The organism is Mesorhizobium koreense (genome assembly GCF_031656215.1).
Classification (GTDB): Bacteria; Pseudomonadota; Alphaproteobacteria; order Rhizobiales; family Rhizobiaceae; genus Mesorhizobium_L; species Mesorhizobium_L koreense.
This window is the reverse complement of the sequence record NZ_CP134228.1, coordinates 1,630,591-1,644,321: the sequence shown is the minus strand read 5'-3', so window position 1 is coordinate 1,644,321 and position 13,731 is coordinate 1,630,591. Positions and strand designations below refer to the sequence as shown.

The following is a 13,731-nucleotide window of genomic DNA, read 5'->3' as shown; positions in this document are numbered from 1 at the left end:
GGTCCGCGCGACCAAACATGCTCAATGTCAACGTGATGGGGATATTCATCCGGCAGGTCGTCCCGCTGGGAATCCTCGTTCTCGGCCAGCTTCTCGTCATGAAGGTACGGAGCATCGACCTTTCGGGCGGCGGCGTTATCCTGCTGGTCAACTACTTCATTTCCTCCAGTACCTTTCCCGGCGCACATCTATCGTTCTTCGTGGTGCTGGCGATCGTGATCGGGACGCTGGTCGGTCTCTTCAATGGCTGGATGGTTGCCAAGCGACGCGTTTCGGCGGTGATCGTGACGCTTGCGGTCAGCATTATACTGATCGGCGTCGTGCAGTTCTTTGCCGGCGGCAGTCCGCCCGGCGACGTGCCGGCCTATTTCGGCGAAATCTACAACACGCGGTTAGGATCCGTCCCGACGCCGGTCGTCTTCTGGTTCGGCATAGCCCTGCTCATGTGGCTGTTTCTTTCCCGCGCGGTCTTCGGTCGCTTCGTGACCGCAGTCGGAGAGAATGCCGAGGCGGCCTATTTCTCCGGGGTCCCGGTCCAGCGTACCGTTATCCTGGCGCATACGATCGCAGGTCTGATCGCCGGCATTGCCGCGCTGGTCCAGACCGCTTCGATCTCGGTCGGCAGCGTTCGCGTGGGCCTCGATCTGCCGATCCTCGCCGTGGCAGCGACCATTCTTGGCGGGGTTACTTTCGGCCGAGGCGACGGGGGCGTGTGGGGACCGATATTCGGCGTCCTGTCCTTTGCGCTTCTTTTCGTGGTGATGACGGTCTTCGGAATTCCCGAACCGGGAAAGCAGATCGCGCAGGGTGTGATCATCCTGCTTGCGGCAGTCCTTTATGGCGTCAGGACGGCCAAGGCCGTCTGACCAATCGTATGATAGTCGAGGAGGAATCCATGTCGAAGCAAAAGTCCATTCTGTGTTACGGCGACTCGCTGACCTGGGGATGGATTCCCGTCAAGGAGGGGTCACCGACCCTTCGCTATCCTTTCGAACAGCGCTGGACAGGCGCCATGGCCGCCGTGCTGGGTGAAGGATACATTGTCGTTGAGGAGGGGCTGAGCGCCCGGACCACGAGCGCCGACGACCCCAACGATCCCCGCCTGAACGGTAGCCACTACCTACCCTCCGCGATCGCCAGCCATTTGCCGCTCGATCTGGTCATCATCATGCTGGGTACGAACGACACGAAACCCTATTACAACCGCACGCCCTATGACATCGCCTACGGAATGGCGAAGCTCGTGGGTCAGGTGCTGACCAGCGCCGGTGGTGTTGGCACGCCATATCCCGCGCCCGGATGCCTTGTTGTGGCTCCGCCGCCGCTTTCGCCGATGCCACATCCATATTTCCAGGGCATGTTCGGAGGGGGGCACGAAAAGTCGAAAGAGCTTGGCCGCCAATATCGCGACATGGCGGATTTTCTGAAGGTCGACTTCCTCGATGCCGGCGATTTCATCACGACGGACGGCTGCGACGGCATCCACTTCACGGGTGAGAACAATCTCGACCTGGGCCGGGCGATAGCCACCAAGGTCGAGGAGATTTTTGCCCGCGAAGAGGCTGCGGCAGCCTAACTCTGTAGGACAAGACCAAAGAAGCCTATCTCGGCTTCGCCGCGCCGGTCTCGAGGCGGGGCTACATTGCCGTAGGCCAGCTTACGGCTTTCCGGGTTTGAGGAGCCATTTCGGCAGCCTCATCCCGCCGACCCCGCGCCACTTCATATATGAGAAAACTATGATCGAGAGCCAAGCCTGCTCTCGAAAACCTATTCCATCCGGCCGAAATCTACCTCCTGAACACGGCCCGCGCCGCCAGCCATCATCGGCACGGCGTGCCGGGACCGATGGAGGACGGCTCAATGCTCGACATTCTCATGCTGGCGATCGGCCTCGGCGTCTTCGTCCTTCTGGCCCTCTACGGCATCGCCAGCGAACGCCTCTGAGGAGACAGCGATGATCCTCGATTACATGCTGGGCGGTTTCGCGGCCACGCTCATCCTTGTCTATCTCGTCTACGCGCTCCTGCGCCCCGAAAGGTTCTAAGCATGTCTCCCGAAAATGAAGGCCGGTTTCGGGGCAAAGACATGCGAAAAAAGAAAGATAAACCATGACCGTGGACGGCTGGCTCCAGATCGCGCTGTTCTGCGCTATCGTCATCGCGTTGGTGAAACCGCTAGGCTGGTACATGACGCGCGTCATGGCGGGCGAGCGCACATTCCTCTCGCCCGTCCTGCGCCCCGTCGAACGGCTGCTCTATGCCGGCGCCGGCATCGACGAGCGGCAGGAACAGCATTGGCTCACCTATATGGTGGCGATGCTGGCCTTCAACGCGGCCGGCTTCGTGCTTTTGTTCGGCCTGCAGCGCCTGCAAGGCCTTCTGCCGCTCAACCCGATGCACATGGCGGCGGTTTCGCCCGATTCAGCCTTCAACACCGCCGTCAGCTTCATAACCAACACCAACTGGCAGGGCTATGGCGGCGAAAGCACCATGGGCAATCTGGTCCAGATGGCCGGACTGACGGTACAGAACTTCGTCTCGGCCGCCACCGGCATCGCGATCGCCATGGCGCTGATCCGCGGCTTCTCGCGTGCCTCGGCGAAATCGGTCGGCAATTTCTGGACCGACCTGACACGCTCGACGCTCTATATATTGCTGCCGCTCTCGGTCCTCTGCGCGCTGTTCTATGTCAGCCAGGGCGTCACCCAGACGCTCGGCGCCTATGTCGACGCGACGACGCTGGAAGGCGCGAAGCAGACCATTGCCGTCGGCCCGACCGCCTCGCAACTGGCGATCAAGATGCTCGGCACCAATGGCGGCGGCTTCTTCAACGCCAACTCGGCGCATCCCTTCGAGAACCCGACAGCGCTGACAAATCTGGTCGAGATGGTGTCGATCTTCGCCATCGGCGCGGCGCTCACCAACGTCTTCGGCCGCATGGTCGGCGACGAGCGCCAGGGCTGGGCTCTCTTCGCAGCCATGGGCATTCTCTTCATCGCCGGCGTCGCCGTGACTTACTGGGCTGAAGCCAACGGCAATCCCGCCTTCGCCGCGCTCGGCATCGACGGCGGCAACATGGAAGGCAAGGAGGTGCGTTTCGGCATCGCCGCCTCCGCCCTGTTCGCGGTGGTGACGACGGCCGCCTCCTGCGGCGCGATCAACGCCATGCTGGACAGCTTCATGCCGCTCGGCGGCCTGATCCCGCTCATAAACATGCAGCTCGGTGAGGTCATCATCGGAGGCGTCGGGGCCGGCCTCTACGGCATCCTGCTCTTCGTCATCCTGGCGATCTTCATCGCCGGCCTTATGGTCGGCCGCACGCCCGAATATCTCGGCAAGAAGATCGAGGCGAAGGAGGTCAAGATGGCCATGCTCGCGGTTCTGTCGCTGCCGCTCGCCATCCTCGGCTTCACCGCTATCGCCGTTGTGCTGCCGGCCGGGCTTGCCTCGCTCGCCAATGCCGGGCCGCACGGCTATTCGGAAATCCTCTACGCCTACACCTCCGGCACCGCCAACAATGGCAGCGCGTTTGCCGGACTTTCCGCCAACACGCCCTGGTACAACCTCACCATTGGTTTTGCCATGCTGATGGGCCGCTTCCTCGTCATCGTGCCGGTGCTCGCCATCGCCGGTTCGCTGGCCGCCAAGAAGACCGTGCCGGCATCGGCAGGCACGTTCCCCACACATGACGCCTTGTTCGTTGGCTTGCTGGTCGGCGTGATTCTGATCGTCGGCGGTCTCACCTATTTCCCTGCACTCGCCGTCGGCCCGATCGTCGAGCATTTCGCCATGCTCGCCGGGCAGACTTTCTGAGGAACGTGTCATGAGCAAATTCGCCGAAATCAGCGTGTTCGATCCCGCCATCGTGGGACCGGCGGTCGGCTCGTCCTTCGCCAAGCTCGATCCGCGCGTGCAAATCCGCAACCCGGTGATGTTCGTGGTCGAGATTGTCGCGATCCTCACCACCCTGATCTTCGCCCGCGACCTCGCTTTCGGCGGAAGCCGGCTCGGCTTCTCCTTTCAGGTCATTCTCTGGCTGTGGTTCACGCTGCTGTTCGCCAATTTCGCCGAAGCGGTCGCCGAGGGGCGCGGCAAGGCGCAGGCCGACGCGCTGCGCCGGACGCGCACGCAGACGGATGCCAAGCGCCTCGCGGTCGATGGGTCGACCTACGAGGTCATGTCCGCGACCGAGCTGAAGGTCGGAGATGTCGTGGTCGTCGAAGCGGGCGAGATCATACCCTCCGATGGCGAGGTGATCGAAGGTATCGCCTCGGTCAACGAAGCGGCGATTACCGGCGAATCCGCGCCCGTCATCCGCGAATCCGGCGGCGACCGCTCGGCCGTCACCGGCGGCACGCAGGTGCTGTCCGACCAGATCAAGGTCAGGATCACCGCGGCCGCCGGCTCGACCTTCCTCGACCGCATGATTTCGCTGGTTGAGGGCGCGCAGCGCCAGAAGACGCCGAACGAGATCGCGCTCAACATCCTGCTCGCCGGCATGACTCTGATCTTCGTGTTCGCCGTCGTCACCATTCCAAGCTTCGCCGCCTATGCCGGCGGCGCGATCCCCGTTATCGCGCTGGTCGCCCTGTTCGTGACCCTGATCCCAACCACCATCGGCGCGCTGCTGTCGGCCATCGGCATTGCCGGCATGGATCGGCTTGTGCGGTTCAACGTGCTGGCCATGTCAGGCCGCGCAGTGGAGGCCGCCGGCGACGTCGACACGCTACTGCTCGACAAGACCGGCACCATCACGCTCGGCAACCGTCAAGCGACGGAGTTCTTGCCACTCTCGGGCGTCGGCGAACGTGAACTGGCCGACGCCGCGCAGCTTTCCTCGCTGGCCGACGAGACTCCGGAAGGCCGCTCCATCGTCGTGCTCGCCAAGGAAAAATACGGCATTCGCGGCCGCGAGATGGAAAAGCTGCACGCCCACTTCGTGCCCTTCACCGCGCAAACGCGCATGAGCGGCATCGACATGGACGGTAGCAGCATCCGCAAGGGGGCGGTCGATGCAATGCTCGCGAATGTCGAGGCCGGCCGTTCCGGTGGCGCAACGGAAGCCGCGCGTGAGTTACGGCAGGTTGCGGAGCAGGTGGCGAAGTCGGGTGGTACACCGCTTGCGGTCGCGCGCGACCGCAGGTTGCTCGGCGTCGTGCACCTGAAGGACATCGTCAAGGGCGGTATCCGCGAGCGCTTCGCGGCCTTGCGCCAGATGGGCATCCGCACCGTCATGATCACCGGCGACAACCCGATGACGGCGGCGGCCATAGCGGCCGAAGCCGGCGTCGACGATTTCCTCGCCCAGGCAACGCCGGAGAACAAGCTCGAGTTGATCCGCGCCGAGCAGGCCAAGGGCAAGCTCGTCGCCATGTGCGGTGACGGCACCAACGACGCACCGGCGCTGGCGCAGGCCGATGTCGGCGTGGCCATGAACACCGGCACGGTGGCCGCGCGCGAGGCCGGCAACATGGTGGATTTGGATTCCGACCCGACCAAGCTGATCGAGGTGGTCGAGATCGGCAAGCAGCTTTTGATGACGCGCGGTTCGCTGACAACTTTCTCCATCGCCAACGACGTGGCCAAATATTTCGCCATCATCCCGGCTATGTTCGTGGCCTTCTATCCACAGCTTCAGGCGCTCAACATCATGCGGCTCTCTTCGCCGGAAAGCGCCATCCTGTCGGCCATCATCTTCAACGCGCTCGTCATCATCGCGCTGATCCCGCTCGCCTTGAAAGGCGTGAAGTATCGCGCCATCGGAGCCGGCGCGCTGCTCAGGCGCAACCTCCTGATCTACGGCCTCGGCGGCGTGATCGTGCCGTTCCTCGGCATCAAGGCGATCGATGTCGTCATCACCGCAGCCGGCCTTGCCTGAAGGATATCCGAAAATGTACGCCCAGATCCGCCCGGCCCTGTTCATGATCGTGGCGCTCACCGCCCTCACCGGCCTTGTTTATCCTCTGGCTATCACCGGCATTGCGCAGGCGGTGTTTCCGTTGCAAGCCAATGGCAGCCTCATCGCGCGCGACGGCCATGTCGTCGGATCGGCTCTGATCGGCCAAGCCTTCACCGGCGACCGCTACTTCCATCCGCGCCCCTCCGCCGCCGGCAATGGCTATGACGCTTCCGCTTCAGGAGGTTCCAATCTCGGTCCGACCAGTAAAAAGCTGATCGCGCGCGTAACGTCGGACGCCGGGACGCTGGCGAAGCAGAATCCGGGCACACCGGTGCCGGTCGATCTCGTCACTACCTCGGGCAGCGGCCTCGACCCCGATATTTCGCCCGAAAGCGCCTATTTCCAGGTGCCGCGCATCGCCAAGGCGCGCAGGCTTTCGCAGGATGCAGTGCGCGCCATCGTTTCCTCTCATGTCGAGGGCCGCACCGGAGGCCTGCTGGGCGAACCGAGAGTGAACGTGCTCGAACTCAATCTGGCACTTGATGAGGCCAAATCGCAATGAGATGGGGCGGCTCTTGCGGAATTGCCGGTCGACGACGATGCTCCAGCGCCGCCGACGGCATGACTGAAAGGGCGGCTTGAGCACACGACCGATGCCGGACCAGAATGGTGACCCCAAGCGCCCCGACCCCGAGGCCCTTCTTCGCGAAGCGTCGACGGAGACGCGCGGCCACCTGAAAGTGTTCCTCGGTGCCGCTCCTGGCGTCGGCAAGACCTATGAGATGCTGTTGAGCGCAGCTGCTCAGCGCCGCGCCGGTATCGACGTCGTCATCGGCCTGATCGAGACGCACGGACGCGCCGAGACCGAGGCCCTCGTTCAGGGCTTCGAGATCGTCCCGCTCAGGCATGTCGACTACAACGGCCGGCATCTGCAGGAGATGGACCTCGACGCCATACTGGTGGCGCGCAAGCCGGCGCTCGTGCTGGTCGACGAGCTGGCGCACTCCAATGCGCCGGGAAGCCGTCATCCGAAGCGCTATCAGGATGTCGAGGACCTGCTGGCCGCCGGTATCGATGTCTACACCGCCGTCAACATCCAGCATCTGGAAAGCCTCAACGACATCGTCCAGCAGATCACCCGCATCCGCGTGCGGGAAACCGTGCCGGACGCCTTCCTCGATCGGGCGGATGAGATCGAGGTGATCGACCTCACCCCGGCCGACCTGATCCGACGGTTGAAGGAGGGCAAGGTCTATGTTCCAAAGACGGCCGAGCGCGCGCTGTCCCACTATTTCTCGCCGGGCAATTTGACGGCCCTGCGGGAGCTTGCACTGCGTCGCACGGCTCAACGCGTCGATCAGCAATTGCTCACCCACATGCAGGCGCATGCTATCTCCGGTCCATGGTCGGCCGGCGACCGCATACTCGTCGTCGTCAACGAACATCCCAAGGCAGCGGCGCTGGTGCGCTATGCGCGGCGCATGGCAGAAAGGCTGCGTGCACCCTGGACCGCGCTCTATGTCGAAACGCCACGCTCGCTCAGGCTCGGCGAGACAGCGCGCGACCGGATCGCCGAGGCATTGCGACGGGCCGAGCGGCTGGGCGGCGAGGCGGTGACGGTTCCCGGCCGTGAGCTTGCCGGGGAAATCCTCGACTATGCGGCAAAGAACAATTTCAGTCACATCGTCATCGGCCGCAGCGAACGCTCGCGACTCCATGAGTTGCTTTTCGGCTCGATAACCTACGAGATCGTAAAGCGTGCCGGAAACGTCGCCGTACATGTCGTGACCGGCGACGACCGGACCACACCTGCCGCAAGGGTTATCGTTACACGTCCAGCAACGGCGCCGTTCGACGTCAAGCCCTATCTGATGAGCATTGCGCTGGTCGCAATCGCGTTGGGTTGCGGCGAGGTCCTCGCCCGCTTCCTCAACGTGCAGAACGTCGCGCTCGTCTTCCTTACCGCCGTGCTGGTCAGTGCCGTAGCCTTTGGTTTGGGCGCCGCGCTGTTTACGAGCCTGCTCAGCGTGCTGGCCTTCAACCTGTTTTTCCTGCCGCCCTACTTCAGCATCACCATTGCCGACCCCGAGAATGTGGTGGCGCTGTTCTTCTTCCTGGTGGTGGCGCTGGTTGCCTCCAATCTGACGGCCAATGTGCGCGCGCAGGCCATGATGGCACGCAAGCGTGCCCGGACCACCGAAGACCTCTATCTGTTCAGCCGCAAGCTGGCCGGCATCGCCTCCCTGGACGACCTCCTATGGGCGATCTCCTCGCAGGTCGCCTCCATGCTGAAGGTCAGGGTCGTGCTCTTCCTTCCCGAGAACGGATCGCTCCAGCTCAAGACCGCCTGGCCCCCGGAGGACGTTGCCGAGGAGGCCGATCTGGCGGCAGCGAACTGGTCGTGGGAAAGCAACAGGCCGGCCGGTCGCGGTGCCGACACGCTGCCGGGTGCAAAGCGCCTGTTCCTGCCGATGCGAACGGGGCGCGGGCCGGTCGCGGTGATCGGCATCGACAGCGACAAGCAAGGCCCGATCCTGACGCCGGACGAACAGCGCCTGCTCGATGCGCTGTCGGATCAGGCGGCACTCGCGATCGAGCGCATCAACCTGTCGGAGGAATTCGACAAGGCACAGCGCGCGGTCGAGCGCGACCGGCTTCAGGCGGCGCTGCTCACCTCCATATCGCACGATCTGAGGACGCCGCTCGCCTCCATCCTTGGGGCCGCGGACGGGCTGGCGGGGCTGCCGGACCTGACGGCGGACGACCGCAAGGCGCTTCTTTCCACTATCCGGGACGAGGCGGAGCGGCTGAACCGCTTCATCGCCAATCTGCTCGACATGACCAAGCTGGAATCGGGCGCGCTGGTGCCCAATCTGGACTTCGTGGATATCGGCGAAGTGGTCGGCAGCACGTTGCGGCGAGCGAGGAAAATCCTGGACTGCCATCATGTTGAGACGGCGCTGGTATCGGACCTCCCCATGGTGAGGCTCGATCCCGTCCTGTTCGAACAGGTTCTGTTCAACCTTCTGGATAATGCAGCGAAATACGCTCCGGCCGGAACGGCGATCTCGATAGAGGGCCGGCGCGACGGCAACTCGGTCAGCCTCCGGGTGCTGGACGAAGGCCCAGGTATCCCACAGTCGGAACTGGAGCGCATCTTCGACAAGTTCTATCGTGTGCGCAAAGCCGACAGCCAGCGCGCCGGCACCGGCCTTGGCCTTGCCATTTGCCGTGGCTTCGTCGAAGCTATGGGCGGAACGATCGAAGCCGGCAACCGAGCGGGTGGGCGCGGCGCCGTCTTCACCATCACATTGCCGGTGCCGGACACCGCCAGACCGGAGGCCGCGCCGTGAATGCGAATGCCGCCACGATCCTGATCGTCGACGACGAACCGCCGATCCGGCGGCTGTTGCGCACCAGCCTGAACTCGCAAGGCTTTCAGGTAAGCGAAGCCGTCGACGGGCGTGGCGCGCTCGCCGAAATCGACCGATCCCGCCCCGATCTTGTCATTCTGGATCTCGGTCTGCCCGACATGGACGGGGCGGACGTGATCCGCACCTTGCGGGATGGCGGCAACGCCGTGCCGATCCTTGTCCTGTCGAGCCGCGTTGACGAGAAGGGCAAAGTCGAAGCACTCGACCTCGGCGCCGACGACTACGTGACAAAGCCGTTCGGCACGGCCGAACTTTTCGCCCGGATCCGCGCGGCGCTCAGGCACAGATTGCAGCAGCAGGGCGAGCAGCCGGTTTTCCGCAGCGGCGATCTGGAGGTCGATCTGATGCGCCGTATCGTGCGCGTGCGCGGCGGGGAAGTGAAGCTGACGCCCAAGGAGTACGACATATTGCGCATGCTGGTCGCCCATGCCGGCAAGGTGCTCACCCATCGCATGCTGATGAGCGAGGTCTGGGGCGGCGAGACGGATGTGCAGTATCTGCGCATCTATGTCCGCCAGCTTCGACAAAAGATCGAGGCCGATCCCGAGCGGCCGCAATACATACTGACGGAGACAGGTGTCGGCTACCGGCTCATGATGGAGTAGTCGATGAACTCAGGCCATGGCGATCATTCTTGCCTGCATCTCCGGTTCAGATACAGACCGCATCCGCTGGAACAAAATGGTGATCCCGACAGGATTCGAACCTGTGACCCTCAGATTAGGAATCTGATGCTCTATCCTGCTGAGCTACGGGACCACGCGAGGCTTACATAAACGCTTCGCGCGCCTTCGCCAACCCGGCTTCACCGTGCCGGCAGCGCGCTCTCCGCCAGCTTCACCCAATAGCTGACGCCGTGAGGAATGATCTCGTCGTTGAAATCATAGGCGGGGTGATGGAGGTTCGCCGAATCGCCGTTGCCGAGGAAGATGAAGGCCCCCGGTCGCGCCTCCAGCATGTAGGAAAAGTCCTCGCCGCCCATCAAGGGTGCTACCTCGCCCTCGACTTTCTGCTCGCCGGCGACCCCGCGCGCCACATCGGCGGCAAAGACGGTCTCGTCGGCATTGTTGACGGTCACCGGATAGTTCGGATCGTAGTCGAGTTCGACCTTCGCCCCGAAAGTCGTCGCCATGCCCTCGCAGATGGCGCGCATGCGCTCCTCGGCCTTCGCGGCGACGGCCTTGTCGAGCGTGCGGATCGTTCCGGCAAGTTCGGCCGTCTCCGGAATGATGTTGTAGGCGTCGCCCGCATGGAATTTGGTGACTGATACCACCACCGACTTCACCGGATCGACGGTACGCGAGGCGATGCTCTGGATGGCGCCGACCAACTGGCTGCCGATCACGACGGGGTCGATCGTGGTGTGGGGCATCGCCGCATGGCCGCCCTTGCCGGTGATCTTGATGGTGAACTCCGCCGTCGCCGCCATGATCGGACCGGGCCGGATGGCAAATTCGCCGACGGGGATGCCCGGCATATTGTGCATGCCGAAGACTTTGGCGATGCCGAAGCGTTCCATCATGCCGTCCTTCACCATCGCGTTGCCGCCGCCGCCCCCCTCCTCCGCCGGCTGGAAGATGACCGCGACGTTACCGGAGAAGTTGCGCGTTTCGGCAAGGTATTTCGCGGCGCCCAGCAGCATCGCGGTATGGCCGTCATGGCCGCAGGCGTGCATCTTGTTCGGAACGGTGGAGGCGTAGGGCTTGCCGGTGATTTCCTGGATCGGCAGCGCATCCATGTCGGCCCTGAGCCCGATTGTCGCGCCGGCGCCGAGCCGGCCCTTGATGACACCGACCACGCCGGTGCGGCCGATGCCGGTGACGATCTCGTCGACGCCGAATTCCTTCAGTCTCTCCGCCACGAAGGCCGCCGTTTTGTGGACATCGTACCCGAGTTCCGGCTCGCTGTGGATATGGCGGCGCCAACCGGCGATCTCGTCCTGCATTTCGGCGGCGCGGTTCAATATCGGCATGAGTAAGGCTTTCCTTCAAGAGTCGGATCGTAAAGTGGTCCCGGCGACTTTGCCATTTTGGCGACACATGCGCTAGATAGCAGGATACGCGCATCGGCGCGGGTCCGCTTCCTGGACGGCCGGCCGACGCTTAATCCCTGGCACACGGCATCAAGGCTCTCTCGAATTGACCATGCGGCGGCATCTTTCTTTCATATTCTCGCTCACCCTTCTGGCTGCGGCGACCCCGTCTCTCGCCGTCGCCGGGCCCTCCCTGCTTTTCGACGTGAACAACGGCCGGGTGCTGGAACACCGGGACGCTTTCGCGCGCTGGTACCCGGCCTCGCTCACCAAGCTCATGACCGCCTATGTCGCCTTCAGGGCGCTCGACAAAGGCGAAGTCACGCTCCTGTCGCCGGTTCGGATGACGAAGAATTCATCCTCGCAGCCTCCGTCGAAGATGGGCTTCAAACCCGGCTCCGTAATGACGCTCGACAACGCGTTGAAGATGATGATCACCCATTCGGCCAACGACATCGCCATGGCGGTCGGCGAGAATATCGGCGGCTCCCAGGAGGCCTTTGTCGATCGCATGAACGCGGAAGCGCTCCGACTCGGCATGAGCGGCACGCACTACGCCAACCCGAACGGACTGTTTTCGCCCGACAATTATACGACCGCGCGCGACCAGGCGCTCCTGGTGACGGCGATCCGCAAGGAATATCCGCAATATCTCAGCTATTTCGAAATCGAGGCGATCGGCGTCGGCAAGAAGGTGATCCCCAACATCAACGCGCTGATCGGCCGTTTCGACGGGGCGGACGGCATGAAGACCGGCTTCATCTGTGAATCCGGTTTCAATTTTATCGGCAGCGCGACCCGGCAGGGACGCACGCTTGCGGCCATCGTGCTCGGCGCGGATTCGATCACCGACCGCGCGGCGCAGACCGCCGCGTTGCTCACCCAGGGTTTCGCGGGGGACGAGCCGGCCGGTCCGACGCTGGCCGCGATGCCGGTCGAGGGCAGCGGCGTCGGCGAGGCTACCAACATGCGCGAGGCGCTCTGTTCCAAGGAGGCCCGTAAAAGGAAGAAGCAGAAGCTCGCGGACGCCGGCGGCGAGGACGATACCGGCCAGGCGCCGCTTGTGATGGGTTCGCCCTATCTCCACAAGCTCGACCATCCGCGCAATGTCGTCATGGTCAGCCTCGGCGGCGCGACGGGACCGGGCGGCTTGCCGGAGCCGGTGGAATATGCCGACGTGCCGATCCCGACGCCCAGACCGGACTACACCCCTCCCGCGAAGACGGCGAAGCCGGTCGCCAAGGCGCAATCGGCTACAATGCAATAGGCGGCGCTATGGCCGTGCCCGTTCCCGTCAGCCTGCTGACCGGCTTTCTCGGTTCCGGCAAGACGACGCTGCTCAACCGGCTTCTGAAGGAACCGGCGCTCGCCGACACCGCCGTCGTCATCAACGAATTCGGCGAGGTCGCCATCGATCATCTGCTGGTCGAGCGTGCCAGCGACGGTGTGATCGAACTCTCCGACGGGTGCGTCTGCTGCACTGTGCGCGGAGAGCTTGTCGATACGCTTCTCGACCTGGCCCGGCGCATGCCCGCTTTGAAACGCGTCATCGTCGAGACGACCGGTCTTGCCGATCCGGCGCCTGTGTTGCAGTCGCTGATGGCGCATCCGGGGTTGCTCGACCTCTTCCGCCTCGACGGGGTCATCGCCACCGTCGATGCGGTCAACGGCGACGCGACGCTCGACCGGCACGAGGAAGCCGTGCGGCAGGTTGCGATGGCCGATCGCATCGTTCTCACCAAATCCGATATCACCAAAGTGGACGGTTCGATCGAATCGTTACGCGGTAGGCTGAGGCAGCTCAATCCTGGCGCGCCCATTCTGGAAAGCGGCCCCGACCGCCCGCCAGCTTCGGAATTGCTGGATTGCGGGCTCTATGACCCGACAAGGAAAATTCCCGACGTCGAACGCTGGCTTCGCGCCGAGGCGGCGCCCGATCACCACAATCACCATCACGGCCATGCGCATCATGACCATGAAGGCCATCATCACGATAGCCGCATAAGGACGGTCTCCCTCATCCACGACCGACCGATCCCGTTCGGCGCGATCGAGGCGTTCCTCGACATCCTGCGCTCGGCGAACGGCGAACGCCTTCTGCGCATGAAGGGGATCGTGGAACTCGCCGAGGACCCGGAGCGGCCGCTCGTCCTGCACGGTGTCCAGAAGGTTCTGCATCCGCCCGCCCGCCTGCCGGCCTGGCCGGACAGCACGCGCGGCACGCGACTGGTCCTCATCACCATGGATATGGACGAGGATTATGTCCGCCGCCTCTTCGCCGCGATGACCGGCATGCCGGCCGCCGACATGCCGGATCGCGCCGCGATCGAGGACAACCCGCTCGCCATCGCCGGGGTAAAGCTGTAG

Annotated in this window: 11 protein-coding genes and 1 tRNA gene; 10 read left to right on the top strand and 2 right to left on the bottom strand. The window is 63.7% G+C overall.

Annotated features, from left to right (window positions below):
• Positions 1–17 precede the first annotated feature (17 nt).
• The 8 genes from RBH77_RS07900 (at position 18) to RBH77_RS07865 (ending at position 9,937) form a co-directional block, all read left to right on the top strand.
• Positions 18–866, top strand: a complete 849-nt coding sequence (locus RBH77_RS07900; protein ID WP_311031587.1) for an ABC transporter permease — start codon at positions 18–20, stop codon at positions 864–866.
• Between the two features lie 29 nt (positions 867–895).
• Positions 896–1,576: an SGNH/GDSL hydrolase family protein gene (locus RBH77_RS07895; protein WP_311031586.1), complete on the top strand. Its 681-nt coding sequence runs from the start codon at positions 896–898 to the stop codon at positions 1,574–1,576.
• Positions 1,577–1,954: 378 nt separating this feature from the next.
• Entirely contained in the window at positions 1,955–2,044 is a 90-nt protein-coding gene (gene kdpF, locus RBH77_RS07890; protein WP_311031585.1) for a K(+)-transporting ATPase subunit F, read from the top strand.
• A 64-nt stretch (positions 2,045–2,108) separates the two neighbouring features.
• Positions 2,109–3,812 (top strand): potassium-transporting ATPase subunit KdpA, encoded by a 1,704-nt coding sequence (kdpA, locus tag RBH77_RS07885; RefSeq protein ID WP_311031583.1) that lies wholly within the window; start codon positions 2,109–2,111, stop codon positions 3,810–3,812.
• A gap of 10 nt (positions 3,813–3,822) precedes the next feature.
• Positions 3,823–5,877: a potassium-transporting ATPase subunit KdpB gene (kdpB, locus tag RBH77_RS07880; RefSeq protein ID WP_311031582.1), complete on the top strand. Its 2,055-nt coding sequence runs from the start codon at positions 3,823–3,825 to the stop codon at positions 5,875–5,877.
• 13 nt (positions 5,878–5,890) lie between these two features.
• Positions 5,891–6,460 carry a potassium-transporting ATPase subunit KdpC gene (gene kdpC / locus RBH77_RS07875; RefSeq protein ID WP_311031581.1) on the top strand — a complete coding sequence of 190 codons (570 nt, stop codon included), beginning with the start codon at positions 5,891–5,893 and terminating at the stop codon, positions 6,458–6,460.
• 91 nt (positions 6,461–6,551) lie between these two features.
• Complete coding sequence (locus RBH77_RS07870) at positions 6,552–9,251, top strand: DUF4118 domain-containing protein (RefSeq protein WP_311032462.1); 2,700 nt, start codon at positions 6,552–6,554, stop codon at positions 9,249–9,251.
• The gene (locus RBH77_RS07865; protein WP_311031580.1) at positions 9,248–9,937 is read left to right on the top strand and encodes a response regulator; all 690 of its coding nucleotides are present in this window, start codon (positions 9,248–9,250) and stop codon (positions 9,935–9,937) included. The genes RBH77_RS07870 and RBH77_RS07865 overlap by 4 nt, the downstream gene beginning before the upstream one ends.
• A gap of 77 nt (positions 9,938–10,014) precedes the next feature.
• Here the strand turns inward: RBH77_RS07865 and RBH77_RS07860 are convergent.
• Both RBH77_RS07860 and RBH77_RS07855 read right to left on the bottom strand, forming a co-directional pair.
• Positions 10,015–10,091 (bottom strand) — tRNA-Arg (locus tag RBH77_RS07860).
• Positions 10,092–10,137: 46 nt separating this feature from the next.
• Positions 10,138–11,304 carry a M20 aminoacylase family protein gene (locus RBH77_RS07855; protein ID WP_311031579.1) on the bottom strand — a complete coding sequence of 389 codons (1,167 nt, stop codon included), beginning with the start codon at positions 11,302–11,304 and terminating at the stop codon, positions 10,138–10,140.
• A 172-nt stretch (positions 11,305–11,476) separates the two neighbouring features.
• Here RBH77_RS07855 and RBH77_RS07850 point away from each other — a divergent pair, with 172 nt between their 5' ends.
• On the top strand, positions 11,477–12,631 hold the full coding sequence (locus RBH77_RS07850; RefSeq protein WP_311031578.1) for a D-alanyl-D-alanine carboxypeptidase family protein: 1,155 nt from the start codon (positions 11,477–11,479) through the stop codon (positions 12,629–12,631).
• A gap of 8 nt (positions 12,632–12,639) precedes the next feature.
• Complete coding sequence (locus RBH77_RS07845) at positions 12,640–13,731, top strand: CobW family GTP-binding protein (protein ID WP_311031577.1); 1,092 nt, start codon at positions 12,640–12,642, stop codon at positions 13,729–13,731.

Coding starts and splice junctions, on each gene's coding strand:
- RBH77_RS07870 (WP_311032462.1), top strand. CDS start 6,552: ATGCCGGACCAGAATGGTGACCCCAAGCGCCCCGACCCCGAGGCCCTT.
- kdpC (WP_311031581.1), top strand. CDS start 5,891: ATGTACGCCCAGATCCGCCCGGCCCTGTTCATGATCGTGGCGCTCACC.
- RBH77_RS07855 (WP_311031579.1), bottom strand. CDS start 11,304: ATGCCGATATTGAACCGCGCCGCCGAAATGCAGGACGAGATCGCCGGT.
- kdpF (WP_311031585.1), top strand. CDS start 1,955: ATGATCCTCGATTACATGCTGGGCGGTTTCGCGGCCACGCTCATCCTT.
- RBH77_RS07900 (WP_311031587.1), top strand. CDS start 18: ATGCTCAATGTCAACGTGATGGGGATATTCATCCGGCAGGTCGTCCCG.
- RBH77_RS07895 (WP_311031586.1), top strand. CDS start 896: ATGTCGAAGCAAAAGTCCATTCTGTGTTACGGCGACTCGCTGACCTGG.
- RBH77_RS07850 (WP_311031578.1), top strand. CDS start 11,477: ATGCGGCGGCATCTTTCTTTCATATTCTCGCTCACCCTTCTGGCTGCG.
- kdpA (WP_311031583.1), top strand. CDS start 2,109: ATGACCGTGGACGGCTGGCTCCAGATCGCGCTGTTCTGCGCTATCGTC.
- kdpB (WP_311031582.1), top strand. CDS start 3,823: ATGAGCAAATTCGCCGAAATCAGCGTGTTCGATCCCGCCATCGTGGGA.
- RBH77_RS07845 (WP_311031577.1), top strand. CDS start 12,640: ATGGCCGTGCCCGTTCCCGTCAGCCTGCTGACCGGCTTTCTCGGTTCC.